The organism is Mesorhizobium sp. A556 (assembly GCF_054489545.1).
The window spans coordinates 91,082-117,772 of record NZ_JBTMXA010000013.1; the positions used below are offsets into that span (position 1 = coordinate 91,082).

Genomic DNA, 26,691 nt, shown 5'->3' on the forward strand with positions numbered 1-26,691 from the left:
AAAAGAGAGGCCCGCCGTAGGGCGCGGCCTTTGCCGTTACCGGCGTCACGCGCATGATCCCCCGCACCCTCTCGCTTGCCATCCGCTTCTCGCTGCGCGAAATGCGCGGCGGGTTGTCCGGCTTTCTGATTTTCCTTGCCTGTATCGCGCTCGGGGTCGCGGCCATCGGCGGGGTCAATTCGGTGGCGCGCTCGATTTCGGCGGGCGTTGCCAATCAGGGGCAATCGCTGCTGGGCGGCGACATGCGTTTTCAATTGACCCAGCGCGCGGCAACCGCGCCCGAATATGCCTTCCTCGAAAGCCTCGGCACGGTTTCGCAAACCGCCAACATGCGCTCCATGGCGCGGCTGGAGGACGGTTCCGACCAGGCTTTGGTCGAGGTCAAGGCGGTCGATGCCGCCTATCCGCTCTATGATGGACTGGTGACGGCACCGGCCCTGCCGCATGAAGAATTGTTCGGCGAGCGTGCCGGCCTGTTCGGTGCGGCCGCTCCCGATCTTTTGTTCGAGCGCCTCCATTTGAAGCTTGGCGACAGGGTGAAACTCGGCAGCGCCACGTTCGAATTGCGCGCCAAGCTCGTCACCGAACCCGATGCGCTTTCCGACGGTTTCGGGTTTGCGCCCCGGTTGATGATTTCGGCCGAAGGCCTGTCGGCTTCCGGCCTGATCCAGCCGGGCAGCCTGGTCCAGCATATCTACAAGCTGCGACTGCCGTCCGACACCGCCGATGCCCGGATCAAGGAAATCGAGGCTCAGGCCGGCGAAAAATTCCCGCAGGCCGGCTGGTCGGTGCGCACCCGCGCCAATGCAGCGCCCTCGCTGTCGTCCAACATCGAACGCTTTTCGCAATTCCTGACGCTGGTCGGGCTGACCGCGCTGGTAGTGGGTGGCGTCGGCGTCGCCAATGCGGTGCGCGCCTATCTCGACTCCAAGCGCGGGGTCATCGCCACTTTCAAAAGCCTTGGCGCCTCGGGGCGCTTCGTCTTCATCGTCTATCTGGTGCAAATCCTGATCATCGCCGGGCTCGGCATCGCCGCCGGTCTCGTGCTCGCCGCGCTGATGCCGTTTGCGGCAAGTGCCGCCCTTGCCTCGGTCATTCCGGTGCCGGCGGCCGGCGGCTTTTATCCCGGCGCGCTGGCGCTTGCCGCCCTGTTCGGCGCGTTGACGACGCTGGCTTTCGCCTTGCTGCCGCTCGGCCGCGCCCGCGATGTTCCGGCGACGGCGCTGTTTCGTGAAATGGCGCTGCAAGGCAAGGGCCTGCCCCGCCCGATCTATGGCTTGGCGGCGCTCGGCATCGCGCTTGCCCTGGCGGCGCTGGCGATCTTTTCGGCTACCGACCGCCGCATCGCGGTGATTTTCGTCGGCGCTACCCTGGTTTCATTTGTGGTGCTGCGCGGCGTGGCCGTGCTTGTGCAGTGGCTGGCGAGAAAAAGCCCGCGCGCCCGCTTCGTCGTGCTGCGGCTCGCGGTCGGCAACATCCACAGGCCCGGCGCGCTGACGCCGTCCGTGGTCTTGTCGCTCGGCCTCGGCCTGACGCTTCTGGTGACGCTGGCCCTGATCGACGGCAATCTGCGGCGCCAGATCGGCGGCAATCTGCCCGAACAGGCCCCGAACTTCTTCTTCGTCGATATACAGGCCGGCGAAGTCGACGCGTTTTCAGCGCTGATCGCAAAAGAAGCGCCGGGCGGCACACTGGCCAAGGTGCCGATGCTGCGCGGGCGGGTGATGGCGCTGAACGGCGTCGATGTTGCCAAGGTTTCAGTGCCGGCGGAAGGCGGTTGGGTGCTGAAGGGCGATCGTGGCCTGACCTACGACGCCGCGAAACCGGCCAACGCGACACTCACCGAAGGCGCATGGTGGCCGGCCGACTATGCCGGCGAGCCGCTGGTTTCCTTTTCAGCCGAAGAGGCCGCGCAGATCGGCCTGAAGCTTGGCGATACCGTCACCGTCAACGTCCTCGGTCGCAACGTCACGGCGAAAATAGCCAATTTCCGTCAGGTCGAGTGGGAAACCATGGGCATCAATTTCGTCATGGTGTTTTCGCCCAACACCTTTGCCGGCGCGCCGCATGCATGGATCGCGACGCTGGCCGACAAGCAGGCCACGACGGCCGACGACGCGCGCCTGTTGAATGCCGTTACCCGTGCCTTTCCCGCGGTGACGACAGTGCGCGTCAAGGACGCGCTCGACATCATCAACCGACTGGTCGGCGAATTGGGCACGGCGATCCGGGCTGCGGCAAGCGTCGCGCTGATCGCTTCGGTGCTGGTGCTGGCAGGCGCCCTTGCCGCCGGCAACCGGGCACGCATCCACGATGCCGTGGTGCTGAAGACGCTGGGCGCGACAAGGCGAACGCTGATGGCCGCCTACGCGTTGGAATATGCGTTGATCGGCCTGGCAACGGCGCTGTTCGCGCTTGTTGCCGGCGGGGTTGCGGCATGGTTCGTGGTTGCGCGCATCATGAAACTGCCGTCGCATTTTTCGCCGGAAGTGGCGTTGGCCACGGTTGTCCTGTCGCTTGGCATGACGGTTGGCCTCGGCCTTCTCGGAACATGGCGGGTGTTGGGACAGAAGGCCGCACCGGTGCTGCGCGTCGGGTAATGCAGCGCCTTGCGGCCGGCTGTTTCGGGTTCGTTTTGATTAATTCGCGGTAATGTTTGGCCCTACGACCCAATAAATGCGATTTCCAAGCGTTTCACGAAGCGTTGCAGTCGGTTACGGTCTTGTTCTTGACGAAAAGAATCATCATATTCGGCCACAGGCATGCTGGAGTTCCGCCAGCGGCGCCTGGGCTTGACGAAAGCCTGACACCGGACGGGACAGAAGCAATAGAGGAAACCCATGGCTGATACCCGTAATTATCAGACTCGCGCCGCCCAAGTAGGCACCGGCGCCTATGCTGACATTGATCAAGGCCTTCGCGCCTACATGATCAAGGTCTACAATTTGATGGGGCTTGGCCTTCTCATCACCGGCCTTGCCGCTATCGCCACCGTCATGATGGCGATCACGACCGATCCGTCCGCCGCAGTAGCAACCCTGCCGAGCGGCCAGATGCTGACTTCTTTCGGCTATGCGATCTTTGCCTCGCCGTTGAAATGGGTGGTTATTCTGGCGCCGCTGGCCGCCGTGATGTTCCTGTCGTTTCGCGTCCAGTCGATGAGCGTAGCGGCGGCGCAGACGACGTTCTGGGTCTATGCCGGCCTGGTCGGCCTGTCGCTGTCGTCGATCTTCCTGGTCTACACCTCGGCCAGCATAACGCAGACCTTCTTCGCCACCGCCGCTGCCTTCGGCGCGCTGTCGCTGTATGGCTACACCACCAAGCGCGACATGACCGCGATGGGTTCGTTCCTGATCATGGGCGTGGTCGGCCTCATCATCGCCATGGTCATCAACATCTTCCTGCAGTCCTCGGCGCTGTCCTTCGCCATCTCGGCGATCGGCGTGCTGGTGTTCGCCGGCCTCACCGCCTACGACACGCAGAAGATCAAGGAAATGTATTTCGAGGGCGACGACACGGCCGTTGCCGGCCGCAAGTCGATCATGGGCGCGCTGCGCCTCTATCTCGACTTCATCAACCTGTTCATGTTCATGCTGCAGTTCATGGGCGATCGCCGCTAAAAACGGTTGAGACTGAACTATTCGAAGGGCGGCCCAAGGGGTCGCCCTTTTCTTTTGCGACAATGTTTGCATTAATGAGAGGCACTGGAAATTGGTGCCTAAATTATGAGCAGCATTGCAATGCGACCCGCCACATTGGCGGATATCGGCCGGATCACGGCCATCTATGCCGACGCCGTCCTCAACGGCACAGCCAGCTACGAGTTGGAACCGCCTGCGCAAGCTGCGATGCTTGAGCGGTTCGAGGCGTTGACGCTCTATGGGTATCCCTATCTTGTCGCCGAAGAAGACGGAGCGGTTCTCGGCTATGCCTATGCCAGCGCGTTCCGCGCCCGGCCGGCCTATCGCTTCATCGCCGAGGATTCGATCTATGTCGCACCGGAGGCGAAGGGCCGGGGTGCCGGGCGGCTCCTGCTGGAGGCGCTGATCGAGGCCGTGCGGGCGCTGGGCTTTCGCCAACTGGTCGCGGTGATCGGCGACGGCACGCCAGACAGTGCATCGGTCAGGCTGCACGAAAAGCTGGGGTTCAGCCACAGCGGCAAGCTGCAAGGGTCCGGCTACAAGCACGGGCGCTGGCTGGACACCGTGTTCATGCAGCTGGATATGAATGGCGGCATAACGACGCCGCCCGATCCGCAATCATTGCCGGAGCGAAAATTCAGGGAGCAGGGTTAGCCTTACGGTTGCGGTTTGAGGCGTGATCGCCGCACGGGTGCGGCGATCGTCGATGCCTGTTCCGATGGCTGCTCAGGCATAGCTCCCCCGGCGCAGGCCCTCTATCCAGTTCTGGCAAAGCTCTATCCCGTCCTGCGGCCTGAAGGCGGTCGGGTTGAGGCACCATGCCAGCCACAGGCCGTCGAGCAGCGCCGTGAAGGCGACGGCGGCCAGCCTCAGGTCCCGGATCGAAAAACCCTCGGCCGCCGCCAGGTCCGAGAGCAGCCGCTCGACCGTGGAGACATAGGACGAATACTCGCTCTTTTGCGATGCGCTCATGCGCGGCGAATGCAGGATCAGGCCCCAGAATACCACCCACACATGCAGCACGTCGCGGTCGAAGATGATGGGCGAGAACGACGCGTCGATATAGGCGTCGAGGCGCGCCTGCGGGTTGTCCGGCGCGGCGTCGGTGGCGGCGATGATGGCATCGAGGATGCCGTCGGACATCAGGTCGAAGGCGTAGGAAACCAGTTCGCTGATTTCGCCGAAATGGTGGGTGATCAGGCCTTGCGTGACGCCGGCCTCCGCTGCGATCTGGCGTGCGGAAACGCCGGCGACGCCCTTCTTGGCGATGCAACGCAGCACCGCTTCGCCGAGTTGGCGGCTGCGCTCTTCGGGCGTTGCTCGGTGGAAGTGCGCGCGTGGCTTTTTTACGGGCGTTGGCTTGGTCAAACTTGGTTCTCTGCGCCGAATGCATGGCGGATCGGACGAGCGTCGCCCGCAGCGTGATGGTCAGCGGCCCCTAGATAACCTTTTCCGAAAAGGCCCGCAATGGCATCGGACAGAGAAACTATATGATCGTATAATTTGCTTGCGTGACGATGTTTTTTCGATATCGTTGCCGTGCTGGTGCCTGTTGGGCGCGGACGGCGAGGAGAGGCGGATGGCGCGGAATTCCGGTTACGACGTGCTTTTCGAGCCGGTGAGGATCGGCCCGGTGACGGCGCCGAACCGCTTTTACCAGGTGCCGCATGCCAGCGGCATGACCAATGCGCTGCCCCGCGTCCGGGCTGCCTTTCGCGAAACCAAGGCCGAGGGCGGCTGGGGCGTGATCTGCACCGGCGCCTGCTCGATCGACCCGGATTCGGACGACACGCCGCTGCCCTTCGCGACGCTGTGGGACGACAACGACATCCGCTCCCATGCGCTGATGACGGAGGCGGTACACCGCCATGGCGCGCTGGCAGGGGTGGAGCTGTTTCACGGCGGTGCTTCGGTGATGAACCGCACCAGCCGGTTGCCGCCGCTCTCGCCGTCCGGCATTCCGTGGATGGCCACGCATCTCGGTTTCATGGGCAATCTGCGCCCGAGGATCATGGACAAGGCCGACATTCGTGCTGTGCTGAAGGCGCAGGCGGAGGCCGCGCGCAAGGCGCGCATCGCCGGCTTCGACATCGTCTATGTCTATGCCGGCATGGGCTATCTCGGCTCCCAGTTCCTGCTGCCTGAATACAACCACCGCACCGACGAATATGGCGGCTCCATCGCAAACCGCGTCCGTTTCGTGCGCGAAATGATCGAGGTGACGAAGGACGCAGTCGGCAAGGATTGCGGTGTCGCCCTGCGCATCAGCCTGGAAGAATTGCGCGGCCGGCCGGGCCGCAACCAACCCTCGGAAGCGCATGAGGCAATCGAGCTGCTTTCCGACGTACCGGACCTGTTCGACGTCAAGATGGATTCGAGCCCGACCGACTGTTCCGCGTCGCGGTTCACCGCTGAGGGCAGCCATGAGCCTGTCATCGATTTCGTGAGAACCCTGACGAAAAAACCCGTCGTTGGCGTCGGCCGCTTCACCTCGCCGGATGCGATGGTCTCGCAAATTCGTCGCGGCATCCTCGACCTGATCGGCGGCGCGCGCCCCTCGATCGCCGATCCGTTCCTGCCGGCCAAGATCAGGGAAGGGCGCATCGACGAAATCCGGGAATGCATCGGCTGCAACATCTGCATTTCGAGCTGGCATGACGGCGTGCCGGTGCGTTGCACGCAAAACCCAACGGCGGGCGAGGAATGGCGACGCGGCTGGCATCCCGAGCGGGTCGAGCCGGCGACGACGCCTGAAAAAATCCTCATCGTCGGCGGCGGGCCGGCGGGCCTCGAATGCGCGCTGACGCTTGGCCGTCGCGGCCATCAGGTGACGCTGGCCGACAAGGGCAAGGCGTTCGGCGGCCGGCTGACGTTCGAGACGCGGCTGCCCGGCCTTTCCGCCTGGCGGCGCGTCAGCGATTACCGGCTTGGGCGATTGGCCGAAATGGCCAATGTGTCGATGTTCCTCGAAAGCGATCTCGGCGTCGACGACATAATCGAACTGAAGCCGGACCGCGTCGTGCTGGCGACCGGCGCGCGCTGGACGCGGATGCTCTATTCCTCGAAGGAAATTCCGGTCGGCCAACTCGACGGCCCCGGCGTTTTTACGCCGGACGACATCGCCGCAGGCCGCATGCCCGAGGGGCCGACGCTGCTGTTTGATTTCGACAACTACTATATGGGCGGCATTCTGGCGGAGCATCTGGCGGCGCAGGGCAATGCGGTTTCCTATGTGACGCCTGCCGGCCAGGCTTCGGCCTGGACCTTCATGACCAACGAACTGCCGCTGGTGCATCAGGCGCTGTCGAGGCGCGACATCCCGGTCACTACCTTGACCCGGCTGGTGGCTTTCAATGGAAGCGAAGCCACTCTTGCCCATATGTTCACCGGCGAGGAAACCCGCATCCCCTGCCGTTCCGTGGTGCTCGTCGGCCTGCGCCATCCTCATGACGAGTTGCATGAGGCGCTGAGCGGGCGCTCTGCCGACCTTGCCGCAGCGGGCATAAAAAGCGTCGACCGGATCGGCGATGCGATGGCGCCCGGTGCGATCGTTCACGCGGTCCACAGCGGCCACAAGCTGGCGCGGGAACTGGGCGAGGTGACGTCCGCACTAGCCTATCGCCGCGACATGCCGATCGTGGATGCGGCGGGCGGCTATGACAGCCGAGAGGCAGCGGAATGACGGTTGCCGCCATGCCCTATCCGGTCGACTGTACCGACCCGCTATTCCTCACGCTTGCCGATGGCACGCGCATTGCCGTGACGCTGTGGCGTCCGGTGACGGACATAAAGGTGCCGGTCGTCGTCGAGATGGTGCCCTACCGGCGCCGTGACGGCACCGTAGAGCGCGACATGGAAATCCATCCCTGGCTTGCCGGCCATGGCATTGCCTGCGCCCGCGTCGACATTCGCGGCTCCGGCGATTCCGATGGCGAACTGGCCGACGAATACCTGCCGCTGGAGCAGGAGGACGCCTGCGAGATCATCGCCCTGCTGGCAGCAAAAGACTGGTGCAACGGCAATGTCGGCATGACCGGCATTTCCTGGGGCGGTTTCAACGCGTTGCAGGTCGCGGCCCGCCGGCCGCCGGCGCTGAAGGCGGTCATCGCCAACTGCGCCACCGACGACCGCTATTCCGACGACATCCACTATATGGGCGGCGCGCTGCTGACCGAGCAGGAGATGTGGTCGAACTTCATGCTGGTGAAGAAGGCGATGGCGCCCGACCCGCAGATCGTCGGCGATGCCTGGCGGGAGATGTGGATGAGGCGGCTGGAGACGGCCACTTCGCTATCTGAAGTCTGGCTCGACCATCAGCGCCGCGACGATTACTGGCGGCAGGGTTCGATCTGCGAGGATTATTCCGCCGTTCAGTGCGCGGTGCTGGCCGTGTGTGGCTGGGAGGACAGCTATACGAATTTCGTGCCGCGCCTGCTCGAGCGCCTGCCGGGGCCGAAACTCGGCATCGTCGGCCCGTGGTCGCACAGCTATCCGTGCCGTGGCTCGCCGGGGCCGTTGATCGGCTATCTTCAGGAGGCCCTGCGTTGGTGGCGGCATTGGCTGTGCGGCGAGGCGACCGGCATCATGGACGAGCCGCTCTACCGGGTGTGGATCACCGAGGAGGAGCGCCCGCGCCCGTTCTATCTGCCCGACCATGCCGGCCGCTGGGCGGCCGAGGACCAATGGCCGTCGCCGCACATCGAGCGCCGCGCGCTGCATCTGAACGAGACGGGGCTCGGCACCGAGGCTGTTGCCGGCAAAAGCCGTTCCGTGTGTTCGCCGGCACATGCGGGGCGCGATTGCGGGCGCTGGGGCGGCTATGGCGGAAGCTGCCCGGATATGCCGATTGACCAGCGCCGCGAGGACGGGTTGGCGCTGTGTTTCGATACCGCGCCGCTGGACGAAGACCTCACACTGCTGGGCGGGCCGGAACTCGACCTTCTGGTGAGCGTCGACCAGCCGCACGTCAATCTGGCGGTCAGGCTGTGCGATGTCTATCCCGACGGTACTTCCGCGCTGATGACCTATGGCGTGCTCAATCTCAGCCATCGCGACAGCCACGAACACCCGACGCCCTGCCCGGTAGGCACGCCGTTCCGGGTCAAGTTGCAACTCAACGATTTCGGCCGGACCGTGCCGAAGGGGCATCGCATCCGCGTGGCCATCGCCAACCAGCACTGGCCGATCCTGTGGCCGCAGCCGAAACTGGCGACGCTTGCCGTCGCCATGGGCGAGAGCACGGTCGTCCTGCCGGTTCGTCCGCCGTCGCCGCGCGACAGCGCCGTGCGCTTTGCCGAGGCCGAAACCGCGCCGCCGGTTGCATCCACCACCTTGCAGGCGGGCTTCGACAGCCGCGTCGTCACCGATGATGTCGGCAGCGGCGTGCAGACGATCGCGCTGGCTTCGGACCATGGCCGCACGCGCTACGACGATCGCGGCATCACGGTTTCGTCCTCCAACAGCGACACGATGCGCATTCGTGGCGACGATCCCCTATCGGCATGTCTCGTCACGGAATACCGTTGGGCCATCCAGAGCGGCGAAGCCGACATCGACAACAGGGCGTGGACGGAATTGACGGCGGACGAGACGCATTTCAACCTGAGTTGGCGGCTGGAGGCCCGAGAACGGGGCACGCTCGTTCATAGCGCCTCTGCAACACGGCGCATCAGGCGCGATTTCGCCTGAGAAAGGGGAGGGGGTCATGCTTGCATACACAGTAAAGCGCATCGGCCTTGGTCTCCTGATCCTCACCTTCGTCATGGTGGCCATGTATGCGGCTGTGTTTCTCGTTCCCGGCGATCCGGCGAGCGTGGCGCTCGGGCCGCGCGCCACGCCGGAACTGAAACGCATGCTGATCGAGCGCATGGGGCTCGACCAGCCCGTCTGGTGGCAGATCGTCGAGTTCTTCCGCAACGCGCTGACCGGAAATCTGGGCTATGACGTCTGGTCGAACCGGCCGGTTTCTACGCTGGTCATGGAGGCGCTGCCCAACACGCTGATCCTCGGCGTGGCAGCACTTAGCGCTGCCCTTCTTGTCGGCGTGCCGCTTGGCTGCCTTTCGGTCATAGGCCGCGGCACGGCCGCCGACGCGGTCATCGGCGTGCTCTCGGTCGGCGTCATCGCGGTGCCGTCCTTCGTCGTCGCCATTTATTCGCTGCTGCTTTTCGCCGTCACCCTGCGCTGGCTACCGGCGATAGGCGCGGGCGAGGCGGGCGATATCGCCAGCCAGGCAAAGGCGCTGATCCTGCCTGCCTTCGCCATAGCGCTCGGCTGGATCGGCTATATCGCGCGCATGGTGCGCGCCTCGATGATGGAGGTGATGGGCGAGCCGCATATCCGCACGGCCCGTTCCTTCGGCCTGCCGGAATGGAAGATCGTCTCCAAATACGCGCTGCGCATCGCCATCATCCCGACGATCTCGCTGGTGGCGGTGGGCTTGGGCAGCATCCTGTCCAGCGCGGTCTTCGTCGAGGCGGTGTTTGCGCGTCCGGGTATCGGCAAACTCATCACCGACGCGGTCAACACCCGCAACTATCCCGTCGTCATGGGCACGGTGCTGATCATGACCGCCATCTATGTTTCCATCACCATCGCCGCCGATCTTTTGATCGCCCGGCTCGACCCGAGGGTTCGCGATGTCTTCCGTAGCTGAAGCATCAGCCCCTTATCCCGACCGACAACGGTTCCCGCTGCTGCGGGCGCTGCTGGCCGATCCGTTTACATGCATCGCCCTCATCCTTGTCGTGAGCTTCCTGATCACCGCTCTTTTCGCGCCCTGGCTTGCCCCTTATTCGCCGACGAAGATCGACGTGCTGCACAAGTTGCAGGCGCCCTCGGCGGCGCATTGGTTCGGCACGGATCATCTCGGCCGCGATCTCTTGTCCCGCATCATCTATGGCGCGCGCACCGCCCTCATGATCGCCATCGTTTCCGTGGCGATAGCGGGTACGATCGGTCTCCTGCTCGGCATCATCGCGGGTTACGGACCGCGCTGGCTCGACGCTGTGCTGGTGCTTGTCTTCGACAGTCTCAATTCCCTGCCGATGATCATGTTCGCGCTCGCCATCATCACCGTCCTGGGTACCGGAACCGGCACGTTGATCATCGTCATCGCGGCAACGTCCTTCCCAAGCTATGCGCGGCTGATACGGGCGCAGACGCTGGCGTTGAAAAACAGCGACTACATTCTCGCCGAACGCCTGCTCGACGCCAGCGCGATGCGCATCATCTTCATCCACCTGCTGCCCAACGTCGTCGGCCCGCTGATCATCCTTTTGTCGATGGATATCCCGGTGGTCATCATGGTCGAGGCCGGTTTGAGCTTCCTCGGCCTTGGCGTGCGCCCGCCGACGCCATCGTGGGGCTCCATCCTGTACGACGGCTATACCTCGATCCGGGCGGCGCCCTTCATGGTTGTCTTCGGCGGGCTGCCGCTGGTGCTGGCGACGCTCGGCTTCACCTTTCTCGGAGAGGGATTGCGGGATTATCTCGATCCGCGCCTGCAAGCGAGGCGACCGTCGTGACCGGCTCGCTTGCAGCGCGTGACCTCAGCGTCCGCTATGTGACGCCGCACGGCAGCGTTCATGCGCTGCGCCACGTCGACATCGAGGCGCATCCCGGCGAGGTGATCGGCATTGTCGGCGAAAGCGGCTGCGGAAAATCGACGCTGGTCACCGCGCTGGCCAATCTCTTGCCGAACAACGCGCGGGTGGAAGGCTCCATCGTCTATAACGGCATCGACCTCACCACCCTCGATGCCCACCGGCAACGGCTGTTGCGTGGCGACGAGATCGCTCTGGTCGGCCAGGACCCGATGACGGCCTTCAATCCGGTGCTGACCATCGGCGACCAGTTGATCGATTTCCAGCACCGTCGCAAGGATCTGGGCCGTGCCGCCAAGAGCGCGCGGATTGCCGCCATGCTGGAGCGCGTCGGCATTTCCGACGCCGAGCGCCGCATGGCGAGCTACCCGCACGAACTGTCGGGCGGCATGCGCCAGCGCGTCGCCATCGCGGCTGCGCTGCTGACCGATCCGGGGCTGTTGATCGCAGACGAGCCGACGACGGCGCTGGACGTGACGATGGAAGCGCAGATCATCCATTTGCTGCGCCAGTTGCGGCGCGACTATAACGGCATCATCGTCGTCGTCTCGCACCACCTCGGCGTCATCGCCGAACTCTGCGACCGGGTCTACGTCATGTATGCCGGCGAGGTCGTCGAATGCGGCGAGGTCGACGCGATCTTCCACCGCGCCCGCCACCCTTATACGCAGGCACTGCTTGCTTGCGATCCGGCGCGCTTTCGCGAAAAGCTGGACAGGCTTCCCACCATCCCCGGTTCGTTGCCCAGCCTGACGGAAGAGATTGCCGGCTGTGTCTACGCGCCGCGCTGTGCGCGCGCCTTTGCGCCGTGCCGCACGATTGCCCCACCGTCGGTGCAGGTTTCGCCCTCCCACGTCGCGCGCTGCCACGCGGTGACGCCATGACGCCGCTGCTCGCCGTCGACGGCATCTCGGCAAATTTCTCGCGGGGCGGGCTGCTCAATCGCCTCGTCAATCCGTTTCCGCTACCGCCCGTCAATATCCTCGACGGCGTGAACCTGTCGTTGATGCCGGGCGAGACGCTGGGGCTGGTCGGCGAATCCGGGTCCGGCAAGACCACGCTGGCCCGCACCATACTCGGGCTGATGCCGGCGGCGGCGGGCCGCATCATTTTCGAGGGCAATGAGGTGCGCATACCGGCCGATTTCCGCGCCATGCGCCGCCGCTCGGCGATGATGTTCCAGGACCCGGTCGGTTCGCTCAGCCCGCGCTTGCGCGTCGGTTCGCTGCTGGTCGAACCGCGCATCATCCAGGGCGAGAAGATCACTGATCGCCGCGCCGCAGCCAAGATGCTTTTGGCGCAGGTCGGCCTGCCTGCCTCCTTCGTCGACCGTTATCCGCACGAGCTTTCAGGCGGGCAGGCGCGCCGCGTCGGCGTCGCGCGCGCGCTTTCGACCAGGCCCAAGCTGCTTTTGGCGGACGAGCCGACCGCCGGTCTGGACGTATCGGTGCAGGGGGACGTGCTCAACCTGATCGGCGACCTGAAGCGCGAACTCGGCTTTGCCGCGATGATCGTGACCCACAATCTGGCGATGATCCGGCATGTCAGCGACCGCCTCGCCATCATGTATCTGGGACGGCTGGTCGAGACGGGGCCGACGCAGGCGGTGTTTTCCGCGCCCCTGCACCCCTACACCGCGACCTTGATCCACTCGGAACCGGTGCCGGACCCTCGTCGCCGCAGCTACAGCCTCGCTGTCAGTGGCGAAATTCCGAGCGTGTTCCGGCGTCCTGCCGGCTGTGAATTCCACACGCGGTGCCCGATCGTACGCGATCGCTGCCGCGTGGAGGCACCGGCCTATCGCCAGCTTGGCGAGGGCAGGATGGTGCGCTGTCATTTCCCGCTGACACCAGGCGGGCAAGAAAGGGAAGCCTTCTCATGCGCTTCCGTAAACCAGCAGGGGAGAACGACATGACTGAATGGAGTACCGACAGACGAACCTTCCTCAAGGCCGCCGGGGCCTTGGGAGCCGGCATCGCCCTGAGGCCGGGCTTCGCCTGGGCCGCCGATGGCGACACGTTGCGCATCCGTATGGAAGGTGACCTGCAAAGCCTCGACCCCGCCACCATGAATGGCGGCATCGAGGACGTCATCATGCGCGGCATCTACGTGACGTTGAACCGGCTTGGCGACATCCGACAGGGCTCGCCATGGGCGTTGTGGGGTGCGGAAAAGCTGGAGCAGACCGATCCGAAATCGATCGCCTTCACGCTCATCGACGGGCTGAAATGGTCGAACGGCTTCGGCGCAGTAACAGCCGACGACGTGAAATTCTCCTATGAGCGGATTGCCGATCCCAAGCTCGCTTCGCCCTGGGCCTATCAGTTCGAGCCGCTCGACCGGGTCGAGGTCGTGGACAGCCGCAACGGCATCATCCATCTGAAGAACCCCTACCAGCCGCTGTTCGTGACCTCGCTGCCTTATTATGGCGGGCATATCCTGAGCCGGGCGGCCACCGAAAAGGTCGGCGGCAAGTTCACCACCGAACCACCGGCATCCTGTGGCCCTTACATTTTCAGCGACTGGCAGCAGAAGCAGAAAGTGACGCTGACCGCCAATCCCGACTGGCCGGGCCCGAAGCCGGATTTCAACAAGGTCGAGATCTACATCGTCACCGACGATCAGGCGGCGCAACTGGCCTATGAGGCCGACGCCTTCGACTACACCAAGATCGCCATTTCCTCGACCAAGGCGGTGAAGGCAGCCCCGCCGTCCGATACCACCATTATCGAGGCGCAATCGACCCGCTATGTCTGGCTGACCATCAACATGCTCAGCCCGCGCCTCCAGGATTTGAAGGTGCGCCAGGCCGTGCAGTACGGCGTCGACGTCAGTCAAATCCTGACAGGCGTGTATGACGACCTGACCAAGCGTTCCACCGGCGTTGTGCAACCCGGCACCAAGTTTGCCCGGGCCAAGAACCTGATCGAGGCACCGGACTACGAGAAGTCGGCGGCGCTGCTTGCCGAGGCCGGGGTCAGCGATCTGACGCTGACATTGACCGTGATGAACGATTCCATCCGCAGCGCCACCGCCCAGATCATCCAGGCGAGCCTCGAACAGGCCGGCATCAAGGTCGAGATCCAGCCCTATGACGAGGCCGCCTATTGGGGCGTCGGCGACAAAACGCAAGGCGACGGCTACAAGAACCTCGATCTGGCGCTGATGGATTTCGCGGGCGGCGTCGATCCGTCGGAAAATCTCGTCTGGTTCCGGCCCGACCAGATCGGCGCTTATAACTGGTCCGGCTTTGACAACGCCGAGTTCGAGGCCAATTACCAGAAGCTGGTCTCTGAGGTGGACGAGGAAAAGCGCATTCAGCTTTCGCAGCGCATGGAGGACTTGATGGAGGAGTCCGGCTGTTTCGTCTTCATCTGCCACCAGCCGCTGGTCGTCATCCACAAGTCGAATTTCGAACCGGTCATCTATCCCGACGGCCACCCGAATCCGGCGCTGTTCAAGAAGGTGTAGCGCGCCCGCGTTTGACGAAAAACGGCGGCAGGAGATTGCCGCCGCTTTTCCGTTCGAATGGGCGAAAAATCAGTTGAGCGGCGAGCCACCCTCGCGCTTGCGCCGTTCCATATAGTCGCGCAAAGCATCGTCGATGCCGGGGTCGATCGGCGGCTGCTCGTAGTCGGCGACCATCCGCTTCCAGATCGTGTTGGCGCGTTCGGGGGCGGTCACCTGGCCGCGCTCGAGCCACTGGTTGTAATTGTCCCAGTTGGAAACCAGCGGCGAATAGAAGGCGTGCTCGTAGCGCTGCATGGTGTGGGCCGCGCCGAAGAAATGCCCGGCCGGCCCGACCTCGCGAACCGCTTCGAGCGCCAGCGTATCGGTGTCGATGACCGGCGGCTCGAAATAGGCCGCCATCATCTGCAGCATCTCGGCGTCGATGACCAGTTTCTCGAAGGAGGCGGTCAGGCCGCCGCCCAGCCAGCCGGCCGCATGCAGCACGAGATTGGCGCCGCCCATCAGGCAGCCCCACAGCGACATGGCGCTTTCATAAGCCGCCTGTGCGTCGACCGCGTTGGCGGCGGTGACGTTGCTGGAACGGAAGGGGATACCGATCAGGCGGCAGAGTTGCCCGGTGATCTGTGCAGCCTGCGTGTATTCCGGTGTGCCGAAAGCCGGCGCGCCGCTCTTCATGTCGACGTTGGAGGTAAAGCCGCCATACATGACCGGCACACCGGGGCGCACGATCTGGGTCAGCACGATGCCGGCCAGCGCTTCGGCATGCTGCTGGGAAAGCGCGCCGGCAAGTGTCACCGGCGACATCGCGCCGGCCAGCGTGAACGGTGTAATGACGTTGACCTGACCGTGACTGGCCATCGTGATCAGCCCTTCGGCCATCGGAACGTCGAGTTGCAGCGGCGAATTGGTGTTGATGATCGCGGTGAATACCGGCATTTCGTCGGCCAGTTTTTCGCGCGTGGTGCCGAGCGAGATGGCGACCATTTCAAGCGCGTCCAGCGCCCGGCCTTCGCCCAGCGCCTGCGGCTGCCAATTCTTGTCCAGCAGGGTGATCTCGGCATAGTACAGGTCGAGATGGCGCGTATTCTGATGCAGGTCGAGCGGTTCGAACGGCCCGCCGCCTTCCTGGTGCAGCACGTTGAACGACTGTATCAGCTTCAGGTAGTCGCACATCTCGGCATAGGTGCCGGGCCTGCGGCCGCGGTCGTTGTCCATCACATAGGCAGGGCCGCCGACGGAAGACAGGATGCAGTGCCGGCCGCCGACCTTGACGTTCTTCTGCGGATTTCTGGCGCGCAGTTCGAACGAAGACGGCGCCATGGCAACGTGTTTCATGACCATGGCGCGGTCGAAGCGCACGCGCATCTCGCCTTCGTCGACGTCGGCGCCCGCCATGCGGTAAAGCTGGCGGGCTTGCGGCTGCAAGACCTTCATGCCGATCTCTTCCAGAATGGTGAGGCCCATTTCGTGGATGGTCATGACCTGATCGGCTGAGAGGATTTCGATCGGCGCGTAGGGCCGCGTCAACTGCTTCCAGGGGCGCTGCTGGATGCCGCCGATCTCACGCGGCGGACGACCCGGCCGGCGACGTATCGAGGTGCGTTCCATGGCTGTTCTCCTGGTCGGGAATATCATGCAGCGGTCACGGTTTGAGGCGGGTACGGCAGTTGAATCAGGTGAATTGCCCAAGTGCGATTTCGGATTGACTGGCGTGGATCATGGGGCACATCCCACTTGTTAAACGACCGTACAACAAGGCTAGCCGAAGCGCGCGGGGAAGGCAATATCCGAACCAGCCGTGGCGCGGACGCGGATGCCGGGGTCGATGGCCGGCAACGTTACGGTGCGGTTCGCGACAGTGCCGTCGCCCTTGCTTCGACGAAGCATAATGGATCAAATGACGCTGCTCCCCGCTGGATGAAGTTGCGGGCCGTGTCACGACTTGGTTGTCCGCAATGAGAACGATAGGTTACGCAGGATGAACCAGTTTTCGTTGCCAGATGTGCTTGCCGATAGCGGACGGCCGTTCGTCAAGATGCACGGCCTGCGCAACCATTTCGTGATCTTCGACCGTCGTGTCGATCGGCGCGGCTTCCGGCTGGATGACATCGTGCGCATCTGCGACGCGCATGTCGGCGTCGGCGGCGACCAATTGCTGACCATCGAACAACCTTCGGCGGCCGGCATTGCCGCAGGCGCCCATGCAGCAATGCGGATATTCAACATCGACGGCCGCGAAGTATCGGCTTGCGGCAACGCCACGCGTTGCGTGGCGCATCTGCTGTTCGAGGAAAGCGGCGCAACCGAGCTTGTTCTGGAGACCGGCGGCGGCATGCTGGCGTGCAGCCGTGCCGGTCCGATGCAGATCAGCGTCGGGATGGGGCCGATCAGCCGGGATTGGCGCGCCTTTCCGATGGCACGCGAGGTCGATACGCTGCATCTGCCGGTTTCAAGCGGCCCGCTGGTGGACGGCCTCGCCATCTGGATCGGCAACCCGCATGTGGTGTTCTTCGTCGACGATCTCGATGCAGTAAACCTGGCCGAGTTCGCGCCCGCGATCCAGAACCACAAGCTGTTTCCGGAAGGCGTCAATGTCGGGGCAGCTCAATTGTTGGACAGCGAGACGATCCGGCTGGCGGTGTGGGAACGGCCGGGGATGCTGACCGAGGCGTGCGGGACAGGGGCCTGCGTCGCGGCATTTGCCGCACGTTTGCGGGGCTTGTCGCACAGCAGCCGTTTTACGGTGCACCTTCCCGCCGGTGCGCTGACCGTCGAGATTTCGGGCGACCGGGCGGTGATGACCGGACCGGTGGCCTATTGCTGCCGGGGTGTCGTCGACTGCGAGGCGGATCCGGCGGGGCTGTAGAGCCCGGCTTCATTTATACCCCGATGCGCAAACCGTTCTCATCGAGAAGCACGCATCCCGACGGGTCGAAGCCGACATCCACCGTCTCGCCCTCGCGCAACGGTTTGCCATCGATCAGCGTATTGGCGCGCAGGATCGTGTTGTCGCCGATATCGATCTCGTAGACGGCATTGCCGCCGAGATAGGAGGTCGAGACGATCCGCCCCGAAAGCCTGTTGGTAATGGCTGCAGCGCCCACCAGCAATTTCTGCGGCCGGATGACGATGGTGACGCGGCTGCCCCGTGCCAGGGGCGTGGGCGACTGCGCCTTGACCGAGCGGCCATCAGTCAGTGTGATCGTCGCACTTGTGGCGTCCGCTGCCGTCACCGTGCCTTGCAGCATGTTGGCCTTGCCGAGAAAGTCGGCGACGAAGGCGGTGGCAGGTTCGTCATAGACCTGTTCGGGCGAGCCGATCTGCTCGGCCGTGCCGGCGTTCATGACGACGATCTGGTCGGACATCGACAAGGCTTCTTCCTGATCGTGCGTCACGAAGATGGCGGTGATGCCGGTCTCCTTCTGGATTTTCTTGATCTCGACGCGCATGTCCTCGCGCATATTGGCGTCGAGCGCCGACAGAGGCTCGTCCATCAGCAGGACTTCCGGTTCGAAGACGATGGCGCGGGCAAGCGCGATGCGCTGCTGCTGACCGCCCGAAAGCTGCGACGGCAATTTTTTCTCGCTGCCCGGAAGCCGTACCATCTCCAACGCCTTGCCGACCCGGCGGACGATCTCGGGCTTGGGCACATCCCGGTATTTGAGGCCGAAGGCGACATTATCGAAGACGTTCTTGTGCGGAAAAAGAGCGTAGCTCTGAAACACCAGGCCGATATTGCGCTTGTAGATCGGGATGTCGTCGACCCGCCTTCCGCCGATCGAAATCTGGCCCGACGCGATATCGACCAGACCCGCGATCGAGCGCAGGATGGTCGTCTTGCCGCAACCGGAAGGCCCGAGCAGGGTGACGAAGCTGCCCTTGCGGATCGCCAGCGAAAAATTGCGCACGGCGGTGAATTTGCCGTAGGCGATGTCGATGTCGCGGAATTCGACGGCAGGTTGTTCCATTCCTTGCTTCCCGCTGAACGTGGCCGCCCCGGCCAGATTGGCCGGGGCGGTGGCTGTCGAACTTGCCGTCATGCGCCTTTCGAGACCCTGTCCCACTGCTTGGTCCAGGCGTCTTCGTTATCGGCCCAGTAGATCGGGTCGGCGAAGGTGATCGATTCCATCGTTCCTGTCGGATCGAAGGCCGGCAGGGCGGCGATCTTGTCGGTCAGCTTCACCTTGGTCGGATCGAGCGAAGGCGGATAGTTCTGGCCTTCGGCGACGGCGATGGAGGTGGCGGGATCGAGCATGAAGTTGATCAGTTCCTCGCACTCGGCCATCGGCGACCCTTTGAGCACCAGCATGTCTTCCATCCAGCCATAGGATTTGGGCGGATCGAGATAGCCGATCGGGCTACCCTGTTGCTGCAAGGCGGCGACGCGGCCCGACCAGGCATCCGTTACCACGATCTCGCCCTTCGACAGAAGGTCCATCAGTTCCGCGCCCGAACTCCAGAACTTCTTGGCAAGGTCGCGGGTTTCGCGAACCTTTGCCCAGATGGCATCCATGTCCTTGATGTCGTTGGGGTCCTGGCCGGTTTGCAGCGCGGCGTACCAGACGCGCGTGGTCATGTCGGCGTAGCCGCCGATCTTGCCGGCATATTTCTTGTTGGTGAGCAGGTTTGCGCCCTGTTCCTTCGCCTCTTCGGCCGAGATGGCGTCGGTGTTGTAGGCGATGCCCGTCGTGCCGTAGTCGTAGGGTACGGCCGAAATCTTCGGCGTGATCTTGCGGAACGGCTCGATCATCGCTGTGGCGACATTCTTGATGTTGGGGATATTGGCTTCGTTGAGTTCCGAGTTGTAGCCGCCATTCACATATTTGATGTAGTAATTGACGCCGGAGGAATGGACGACCTGGAAGTCGCCCTCGCTCGAGGTCTTGATCTTGGTGATGATCTCGTTTTCGTCGCCGAACGTTCCCTGCACGACCTTGATGCCGGTCTTGGCGGTGTAGGGCTGGAAGGCGAATTTGTCGATCGCCTCCTGCACCACGCCGCCCCAGCCGTCGAAACGAACCTCCGTGGCAGCCGCAAGCGCGCGGCTCATCCACGGCATCGAAAGGCCGGTGGAAGCAGCCGCCGCCGCCGCCAGCGTCAGGAAATTGCGTCGGCTGAGATCGCCGTTTCCGTGCCTCTCGCTCAGTCGCTCCAGTCTTTTCGTAGTGGACATCTTCATTGTATCGCTCCCTTTTTTTCCGTCTTCTTTTTAAATCGAGTAACGCTTTGCAATAGGAATCCGCCGAGCAGCGGGATGCCGACCGTCACCAGGATCATGACCGTGCCAAGCGCGTTCACTTCCGGGCTCACCGAGATTTTCAGCATGGCCAGGATCTGCGTCGGCATGGTCTCGACGCCGGCCGGGCGCCAGAACAGGCTGGCCGACGTGTTGTCGAAGGAGATTGTGAAGGCCAGCATCAGGCTGGCCAGAACCGCCGGAATGAGCAGCGGCAGCGTGATCTCGCGAAACGACGACAGGCGCGACGCACCAAGCGACAGCGCCGCTTCCTCATAGGTGCGGCTGATGCCGATCATCCGCGCCTGCACGATCAGCACCACATAGGGCAGCGTCAGCAGAATATGGCCGAGTAGCAGAAGCAGCAGGCTTCGCGGCTGGCTGATCGCCTTGATCATTACGAGCAGGCCGACGCCCAGGATCGTCTCCGGCACGAGTGCCGGCAAAATGACCAGCGTGTTGATCGCCTGCTTGAAGGGGAAGTGGAACCGGACCAGGGCGTAGGCGGTCATGACGCCGAGCAGCGTGGTGATCGCCGCTGTTGCAAGGGCGATCCACATCGATGTGCGAAAGGCGTCGAGAACCTGCACGTTGGTCAGCAATTTCGCATACCAGTGCAGGCTGAAGCCGGTAAGCGGAAAGCCGCCGAACATCGAGGCGTTGAAGGAAAGCACGATCGTGGCGATGATCGGCGCGAACAGGAAGATGTAGACGCAAAGCGTGATCGCGCCGGTCAGCCACCAGGCCCATCGGCTCTCGCGGTCGCGCCGCTTGGCGCTCACCCGCCCATCCCCTTCATGATCTGGGACATCCCCATATAACGGCTATAGGCGGCGGCGGCGCAGCCGAGGATGACGAACAGGACGATGGAAAGGGTCGCCCCCATCGGCCAGTTGAGCTGGCCCATGATCGTGTCGTAGATCAGATTGCCGAACAGCGCGTCGCGGCTGCCGCCGAGCAGTTGCGGCGTCACATAGCTGCCGGCGGCAAGCACGAAGCAGAGCAGCAGCCCCGCGCCCAGCCCCGGCAGCGACAGGGGCAGCGTCACTTCACGGAAGGCTTGCGCGTTGGTGCAGCCCATGGAGCGCGCGGCGGAAATCAGCGTGCGGTCGATGCTCTCAAGGCTCACATAGACGTTGAGGATCATGTAGGGCAGCAGGAAATGCAGCAGCCCCATGATCACCGCGCCCTCTGTGTAAAGCATGGGCAGCGGCTCGGAAATCACGCCGAACTTGAGCAGCACGACGTTGATCAATCCCTGTTCGCCAAGAATGTGAATCCAGGAAAAGGTGCGGATCGTGAAGCTGATCCAGAACGGTACGATGAGCAGCAGCAGCAGCAGCCATTTGTGCCGGAACTTCGTGGCCCAGATGAAATAGGCCGGGAAATAGCCGACGACCGCGCAGATCGCGGCGGTGAGGGCGCCCACGCGCATCGTTTTCCAGAGAAAGCCGTGATAATAGGTGTCGAAGAGAAATTCTTTCCAATTGTCCAGCGTCAGAACGGCCGATTCCACACCTGCGGTAACGAAGGTGAAGAACGTGTAGGCCGTCATCATAACGATCGGTAATATCAGCAGCAGCAGCACAAGAAAAAGTGCGGGCGCTACAAGCACCCACGCCAATCTTGGATCGTACAGCGTCCAACCTTTTGTCACGATCCCCCGATCGAATTGATGGTGGTCAATTGGCGTCCAGTCCGCTCTGGGTGCAAGACTGGACGATTGGCGGCCCGGTGTCCACCGCGAAGGTCCGAAAAACTTGGGTCATTAGCGTCCTGCACCCGCGAAGCCGGTGAGGAAGGCGGTCAGGTTGTCGCCCAGCGCGTCGCAGAGATAGCCGCCCTCCTGCACGATCGTCGTCGGCAGGCCAAGCTTGGCGATTGCCTCTGCGATGCGCGAGAATCCGGGTGTAGTCACCGACAGGCCGCCGAACGGATCGCCTTCGAAAGCATCGAGCCCCAGCGCCACGACCAGTGCGTCCGGCGCAAAGGCGCGGATGCGCCGGAACGCGATCTCAAGCGTATCGAGGAAGACGGCGTCGCCGGATTTGCGCGGCAGCGGCAGGTTGAGATTGTAGCCGAGGCCGGGACCTTCGCCACGCTCGTCGGCATGGCCCCAGAAGAACGGGTAGAAACGCACCGGATCGGCATGCAACGAGACGGTCAGCACGTCCGGGCGGGCGTAGAAGATGCCCTGCGTACCGTTGCCATGGTGCAAATCGACGTCGAGGATGACTACGCGCGCGGCGGATTTTCGCAGCACTTGCGCGGCCACCGCCGAATTGTTGACGAAGCAGAAACCGCCGGCGACATCGGCAAAGGCGTGGTGGCCGGGCGGGCGGCACAGCGCGTAGGCGGCGGGCTCGCCGGCAAGCACAGCCTCAGCCGCTTCGACAGCACTCCACGCGCTCCACAGCGCGCTGTCGAACGTATCGGCCGAGATCGGGCAGGCGGTGTCGGCCATGTGGTAACCGGCTTGGCCGACGGCGGATGCCGGGTAGGAGCCGCCGCGCGCGATCGGGTGGATATTGGGGATCACTTCCTCCGAAGCCCCCTCGATGCGCTGCCAGCGGACAAAGATATGTTCGAGGAAATCGAGATATTCAGGCGTGTGCACCGCCGCCACCGGCCCCAGCCCATGCCTGTTCGGTCGCGCGACGGTGCAGCCGGCGGCTTTTGCGCCGGCAAGCAGCCGCTCGACGCGTTCCGGCTGTTCCGGATTAGGCTTTGGCGCACCGCTGGAAAGGAACGCTTTCGGGTCGTGGCGCTTCTGCTCTTGGGCGAAAAAGGCTTTCATGTCGGCTCCGCTCCATCGTTTTCGCGGGCTGCTCCATAGCTGCCCGCCAAGGCGAAGAAGGCTTCGCCGTCGATCCTGTGCACCTGTTCCTCGTGGGAGGGTTCGATGCCAAGACGCTCGTAGAATGCCTGCGCGGCGTGGTTGTCGGTATCGACGGACAGCCGGAGATAGACGCCGCCCTCAGCTTTCGAAAGCGCCGCGACCCGTCGCAACAGGCGCTCGCCGATCCTCAAACCGCGAAAGCGCTCCTCGACGAAAAGGTCCTGAACGTAGACGCCGGGCCGTCCCATCCAGCTCGAAAAGATCGGGAAATACAGGCACATGCCGGCGAATTCCTGCTCCGTCTCCGCGATCAGCGTCGAAAATGCCGGGTTTTCGCCGAAGCCGAAGCGGCGCAGATCATCCAGCGTGCTGGTCATCTTATGCGCTTCGCCCACCGCCTCGGCGATGCCGGCAAGGCCCGCGTGGATGTTGGCGATGTCGCCTTGCGTAGCGGGGCGGATCACAAGTTCCGGCGGCGCTGCCTTCATCCTAGAACGCCACCTTGTCGCCGCCCTTCAACGCCAGCATTTCGCGCGCCTCGTCGGGCGTGGCGATTTCCAGCGACAGCGCTTCGAGAATGGTGCGGATGCGGCGAACCTGATCGGCATTGGATTTTGCCAATTTATGCCCGTCATAGAGCGAATCCTCCAGCCCGACACGGACATTGCCGCCCATGGCGGCGGCGATGGAAATCAGCTTCATCTGGGCGCGTCCGGCCGCCAGCACCGAGAACCGGTAGCTGTCGCCGAACAGTTTGTCGGCAATCCGCTTCATGTGCACCAGATTGTCCGGGTCGGCGCCGATGCCTCCCAAAATGCCGAGCACGAACTGGATGAAGATCGGCCCCGACACCAGCCCCCGGTCGCGAAAATGCGCCAGCGAATAAAGGTGGCCGACGTCGTAGCATTCGAACTCAAAGCGCGTGCCGCAGCCCTGGCCCAGCCTTTTGAGAATGCTCTCCATGTCGGCAAAGGTGTTCTTGAAAATGGTGTCGCGGGTCGCTTCCAGCAGCTTCGGCTCCCATTCGTGCAGCCATTCGCGTGGCCGGTCGAGCATCGGGAACAGGGCGAAATTCATCGAGCCCATGTTGAGCGAGCACATTTCCGGCTCTGCCCGAAGCGGGGCGGCAAGCCGCTGGTCGAGCGTCATCAGCGAAGAGCCGCCGGTGGTGATGTTGATGACGGCGTCGGTCGCCTGCTTGATGCGCGGCAGGAACTGCATGAACACGTCCGGATCAGCGGTAGGCCGGCCGTCGCTGGGGTCGCGGGCGTGCAGGTGCAGGATCGAGGCTCCGGCTTCCGCCGCCGCGACCGCTTCCGCCGTAATCTGGTCGGGCGTCACCGGCAGATGCGGGCTCATGCTGGGCGTGTGCACCGAGCCGGTGACGGCGCAGGTGATGATGACTTTCCTCGCCGCCATTTTTTTCTCCCCTAGAATGTTTCCATCTAACCCTGAAACGCATCAGCCGTTCACGGGCAGGTCGAGTTCGGCGGCCAGCGCCTCCAGCGCATCGCCCAGGATGGCAACCATCTCGCCAACCTGTTCGCGGGTGATGATGAGCGGCGGCGCGAGGATGAAATTGTCCAGTTCCATGCCGTCGCCGCGAATGCGCCGCGAATAGATGATCAGCCCGCGTTGATAGGCGAGGTCGAGCAGGCGCTGGTTGGCGGCCTTCGCCTTGGGCAGCGGCGCGAAGGTGAGCGGATCGGCCACCATGTCGGCGCCAATCAGCAGGCCTTTTCCGCGCACGCCGGCAATGAAGGGAAAGCGCTTGGCCAGTCCTTCGACTTCCGATTTCAGCAACTCGCCCATGGCGGCGGCGTTTTCCTCGCAACCAAGCCGCTCCATCTCGCCCAGCACCGCCAGCCCGGCGGCACAGGACAGCGGATTGCCGGCATAGGTGTAGCCGTGCTGGAAGCCGCCCATGTCGAGCACCGGCTCGACCAGTTTTCGCGAGGCGATCATCGCGCCCAGCGGCGCATAGCCGGAGCCGATGCCTTTCGACATGGTGACGATGTCCGGCCGGCAGTTCCAATGGTCGCCGCCGAGATATTTGCCGGTGCGCGCCGCCCCCGACATCACCTCGTCGTGGATCAGCAGGATGCCGTAGGTGTCGCAAATCTCGCGGATGCGGGAAAAATAGCTGTCCGGCGGCACAAGCGCTGCGGTCGCCGCCCCGCCGATCGGCTCCATGATGAAGGCGGCGACGCTTTCCGGTCCTTCCGCCAGGATTTTTTCCTCGAGCATGTCGGCGTAGCGGATGCCGCGCTGTTCCATGGAAAGGTTGTCGCGGTCGCGATAGGCGGTCGGCGCGGGCACGGCGGGCATCGGCTGGATCTGCGGCGCGAACGTCTCGGTCAGCGCCAGGTCGCCGGTCACGCCGAGCGCGCCGATGGTGCCGCCATGATAGGACGGCATCCGGCAGATCACCTTCCATCGCTTTGGCTGGCCTATCGCGACGGCCCATTGCCGCGCCAGCTTGATCGCCGATTCCACCGCCTCCGACCCGCCGGAGACGAAGAAGATGCGGTCGAGGTCGCCCGGCATCTTTGCGGCCAGGCGGCGTGCCAGTTCCTCGGTCGCCTCGTTTTCGAAATGCAGCCGGTAGGCGAAGCTGACGCGCTCCATCTGCCGCTTCATCGCCTCGATCACGACCCGGTTGCCATGGCCGATATTGGTGACCATCGGCCCGCTCGACCCGTCGATGAAACGGCGGCCGTCCTTGGTCCACAGATAGATGCCCTCGGCCCGGTCGACCAGCGGCCGGCGCTGGCGCGATCCGTAGAAGAGATGCGACGGCGGCCGGACTTCTTCGATATCCATGGAAGCGGTGGCGGCGTGCGACATGGAACCCCCTGTTTCTGGAGCATCGGACCGAAAAGTGGAACCCGGTCTTCGGATTATTCCGGTGCTCGGTCCGATGCGCAATCCAAAGTGGCAGAGCGTCCTTTGTGCGTCAAACCTTCACGAATGGGAAACCACCCATCGTTCAATTGGCTCTTGGGGAAAATACCAGGCGAAGCAATGCTCGCCGGAACAAAAGACGCCATCCATGCCGGGCAAAGCGATCAAGGGGGACGATCAAACGGGAGCGGACGCGCCAGGCAGAAAGCCCGCGCCCGCAGTTTCATCACGCTTCTATCTCACAAGCGCGGCGTGATCGCGCGCTTGGGCCAGCTGGCTTCGTCAGACGACGGAAATCCGGGACCGTGACCGCGTTTCTTCTTCTTCGAAGAGGATGGCGTAGATGACGGGTTCGTAGAATTTCAGGAGCGTTTTCACGAACACTTTTTCGTCCACGCCGAGCGAGCGCGCCCAATCGCGGTAGCGATTCGGCGGAATTCGCCCGCGCCCGTTTTCCACTTGCGAGATGAAAGTGTAATATTCCAGGCCTAGCATCCGCGCCATCACACGCTGTGAAAGCCCGGCCGTCTCGCGCATTTCCTTCAGCCACACACCTGCTTCGATGCGCAGTTCCTGCGTGGCGCTCAAGCTGCCTTGTTCCTGCAACGCGGTCATTTCTGTAACCTTCCGTTCACATGGCACTTCGAAAAGGCCCGATATCGACCCGCCTCTTGCATAAATATAATGCCTCCCGCTTGAATGCCAAATGCCGGGGGTTGCGTCAATCCTATACCGGTATAAATTTTACTGCATTTTTCGCTTGCGGCTTTGCGAATCTTTGGCTAGAGCTTTCAGGCCGGGGAATGGATATTCCTTAGATGCGGCAGGCCTACTGGCGATGCACTTGCTTTTGTTCACAAGAGCGGGCAATTTGTATTGTAGGCTTAGACTATCCGACGCCGGGCGACGGCTCGGCGTGAACGTAAAATAACCATTGGAAAAAAGGATCCTCCACAATGGCAATCACTAGCGCAGCAGCGACTTCGATCGCTTCGC

The 26,691-nt window shown here is 63.3% G+C and carries 23 protein-coding genes; 11 read left to right on the forward strand and 12 right to left on the reverse strand.

The features are described from left to right. Positions 1-53 precede the first annotated feature (53 nt). The 3 genes from ACX3P0_RS20930 to ACX3P0_RS20940 all read left to right on the forward strand — a co-directional run bounded on the left by ACX3P0_RS20930 (position 54) and on the right by ACX3P0_RS20940 (position 4,295). Entirely contained in the window at positions 54-2,600 is a 2,547-nt protein-coding gene (locus ACX3P0_RS20930; RefSeq protein WP_459091531.1) for an ABC transporter permease, read from the forward strand. A gap of 240 nt (positions 2,601-2,840) precedes the next feature. Further along, the gene (locus ACX3P0_RS20935; RefSeq protein ID WP_459078887.1) at positions 2,841-3,620 is read left to right on the forward strand and encodes a Bax inhibitor-1/YccA family protein; all 780 of its coding nucleotides are present in this window, start codon (positions 2,841-2,843) and stop codon (positions 3,618-3,620) included. A gap of 105 nt (positions 3,621-3,725) precedes the next feature. After that, entirely contained in the window at positions 3,726-4,295 is a 570-nt protein-coding gene (locus tag ACX3P0_RS20940) for a GNAT family N-acetyltransferase (protein WP_459091533.1), read from the forward strand. Positions 4,296-4,367: 72 nt separating this feature from the next. Here ACX3P0_RS20940 and ACX3P0_RS20945 read toward each other — a convergent pair whose 3' ends face one another. Continuing rightward, positions 4,368-5,009 carry a TetR/AcrR family transcriptional regulator gene (locus ACX3P0_RS20945; RefSeq protein ID WP_459091535.1) on the reverse strand — a complete coding sequence of 214 codons (642 nt, stop codon included), beginning with the start codon at positions 5,007-5,009 and terminating at the stop codon, positions 4,368-4,370. Between the two features lie 211 nt (positions 5,010-5,220). Here ACX3P0_RS20945 and ACX3P0_RS20950 point away from each other — a divergent pair, with 211 nt between their 5' ends. The 7 genes from ACX3P0_RS20950 to ACX3P0_RS20980 are packed head-to-tail and all read left to right on the forward strand — an operon-like array spanning position 5,221 to position 14,716. Further along, the gene (locus ACX3P0_RS20950) at positions 5,221-7,323 is read left to right on the forward strand and encodes an oxidoreductase (protein WP_459091537.1); all 2,103 of its coding nucleotides are present in this window, start codon (positions 5,221-5,223) and stop codon (positions 7,321-7,323) included. Then, on the forward strand, positions 7,320-9,329 hold the full coding sequence (locus ACX3P0_RS20955; protein ID WP_459091539.1) for a CocE/NonD family hydrolase: 2,010 nt from the start codon (positions 7,320-7,322) through the stop codon (positions 9,327-9,329). The genes ACX3P0_RS20950 and ACX3P0_RS20955 overlap by 4 nt, the downstream gene beginning before the upstream one ends. A gap of 16 nt (positions 9,330-9,345) precedes the next feature. Next, entirely contained in the window at positions 9,346-10,296 is a 951-nt protein-coding gene (locus tag ACX3P0_RS20960) for an ABC transporter permease (protein WP_459091541.1), read from the forward strand. Beyond that, positions 10,280-11,167 carry an ABC transporter permease gene (locus ACX3P0_RS20965; protein ID WP_459078893.1) on the forward strand — a complete coding sequence of 296 codons (888 nt, stop codon included), beginning with the start codon at positions 10,280-10,282 and terminating at the stop codon, positions 11,165-11,167. Before ACX3P0_RS20960 ends, ACX3P0_RS20965 begins: the two co-directional genes overlap by 17 nt. Beyond that, positions 11,164-12,129, forward strand: a complete 966-nt coding sequence (locus tag ACX3P0_RS20970) for an ABC transporter ATP-binding protein (protein WP_459091543.1) — start codon at positions 11,164-11,166, stop codon at positions 12,127-12,129. The genes ACX3P0_RS20965 and ACX3P0_RS20970 overlap by 4 nt, the downstream gene beginning before the upstream one ends. Next, on the forward strand, positions 12,126-13,160 hold the full coding sequence (locus ACX3P0_RS20975) for an oligopeptide/dipeptide ABC transporter ATP-binding protein (RefSeq protein WP_459091545.1): 1,035 nt from the start codon (positions 12,126-12,128) through the stop codon (positions 13,158-13,160). Before ACX3P0_RS20970 ends, ACX3P0_RS20975 begins: the two co-directional genes overlap by 4 nt. Next, entirely contained in the window at positions 13,157-14,716 is a 1,560-nt protein-coding gene (locus tag ACX3P0_RS20980) for an ABC transporter substrate-binding protein (protein ID WP_459091547.1), read from the forward strand. Before ACX3P0_RS20975 ends, ACX3P0_RS20980 begins: the two co-directional genes overlap by 4 nt. A gap of 69 nt (positions 14,717-14,785) precedes the next feature. Here the strand turns inward: ACX3P0_RS20980 and ACX3P0_RS20985 are convergent, their stop codons facing one another. After that, positions 14,786-16,324 carry a trimethylamine methyltransferase family protein gene (locus ACX3P0_RS20985; protein WP_459091549.1) on the reverse strand — a complete coding sequence of 513 codons (1,539 nt, stop codon included), beginning with the start codon at positions 16,322-16,324 and terminating at the stop codon, positions 14,786-14,788. 150 nt (positions 16,325-16,474) lie between these two features. After that, positions 16,475-16,603 carry a hypothetical protein gene (locus ACX3P0_RS20990; RefSeq protein WP_459091551.1) on the reverse strand — a complete coding sequence of 43 codons (129 nt, stop codon included), beginning with the start codon at positions 16,601-16,603 and terminating at the stop codon, positions 16,475-16,477. Positions 16,604-16,694: 91 nt separating this feature from the next. Between ACX3P0_RS20990 and dapF the strand changes: the two genes are divergently transcribed. After that, positions 16,695-17,582, forward strand: a complete 888-nt coding sequence (dapF, locus tag ACX3P0_RS20995; protein WP_459091553.1) for a diaminopimelate epimerase — start codon at positions 16,695-16,697, stop codon at positions 17,580-17,582. 13 nt (positions 17,583-17,595) lie between these two features. Here the strand turns inward: dapF and ACX3P0_RS21000 are convergent, their stop codons facing one another. From ACX3P0_RS21000 to ACX3P0_RS21040, 9 genes are all read right to left on the reverse strand, one after another. Next, positions 17,596-18,684 carry an ABC transporter ATP-binding protein gene (locus tag ACX3P0_RS21000; RefSeq protein ID WP_459091555.1) on the reverse strand — a complete coding sequence of 363 codons (1,089 nt, stop codon included), beginning with the start codon at positions 18,682-18,684 and terminating at the stop codon, positions 17,596-17,598. A gap of 68 nt (positions 18,685-18,752) precedes the next feature. Beyond that, entirely contained in the window at positions 18,753-19,895 is a 1,143-nt protein-coding gene (locus tag ACX3P0_RS21005) for an extracellular solute-binding protein (RefSeq protein ID WP_459091557.1), read from the reverse strand. Then, positions 19,892-20,734: an ABC transporter permease gene (locus tag ACX3P0_RS21010; RefSeq protein ID WP_459091559.1), complete on the reverse strand. Its 843-nt coding sequence runs from the start codon at positions 20,732-20,734 to the stop codon at positions 19,892-19,894. Before ACX3P0_RS21010 ends, ACX3P0_RS21005 begins: the two co-directional genes overlap by 4 nt. After that, positions 20,731-21,609: an ABC transporter permease gene (locus ACX3P0_RS21015; protein WP_459078903.1), complete on the reverse strand. Its 879-nt coding sequence runs from the start codon at positions 21,607-21,609 to the stop codon at positions 20,731-20,733. The genes ACX3P0_RS21010 and ACX3P0_RS21015 overlap by 4 nt, the downstream gene beginning before the upstream one ends. 111 nt (positions 21,610-21,720) lie before the next feature. Continuing rightward, positions 21,721-22,749: a histone deacetylase family protein gene (locus ACX3P0_RS21020; RefSeq protein ID WP_459091561.1), complete on the reverse strand. Its 1,029-nt coding sequence runs from the start codon at positions 22,747-22,749 to the stop codon at positions 21,721-21,723. Continuing rightward, the gene (locus tag ACX3P0_RS21025) at positions 22,746-23,279 is read right to left on the reverse strand and encodes a GNAT family N-acetyltransferase (protein WP_459091563.1); all 534 of its coding nucleotides are present in this window, start codon (positions 23,277-23,279) and stop codon (positions 22,746-22,748) included. The genes ACX3P0_RS21020 and ACX3P0_RS21025 overlap by 4 nt, the downstream gene beginning before the upstream one ends. A 1-nt stretch (position 23,280) precedes the next feature. Then, positions 23,281-24,210: a beta-keto acid cleavage family enzyme gene (locus ACX3P0_RS21030; protein WP_459091565.1), complete on the reverse strand. Its 930-nt coding sequence runs from the start codon at positions 24,208-24,210 to the stop codon at positions 23,281-23,283. 42 nt (positions 24,211-24,252) lie between these two features. Beyond that, positions 24,253-25,638, reverse strand: coding sequence for an aminotransferase family protein (locus tag ACX3P0_RS21035; protein ID WP_459091567.1), 1,386 nt, complete (start codon positions 25,636-25,638; stop codon positions 24,253-24,255). A gap of 339 nt (positions 25,639-25,977) precedes the next feature. Further along, the gene (locus ACX3P0_RS21040; RefSeq protein ID WP_459091569.1) at positions 25,978-26,310 is read right to left on the reverse strand and encodes a helix-turn-helix domain-containing protein; all 333 of its coding nucleotides are present in this window, start codon (positions 26,308-26,310) and stop codon (positions 25,978-25,980) included. Positions 26,311-26,691: the final 381 nt, after the last annotated feature.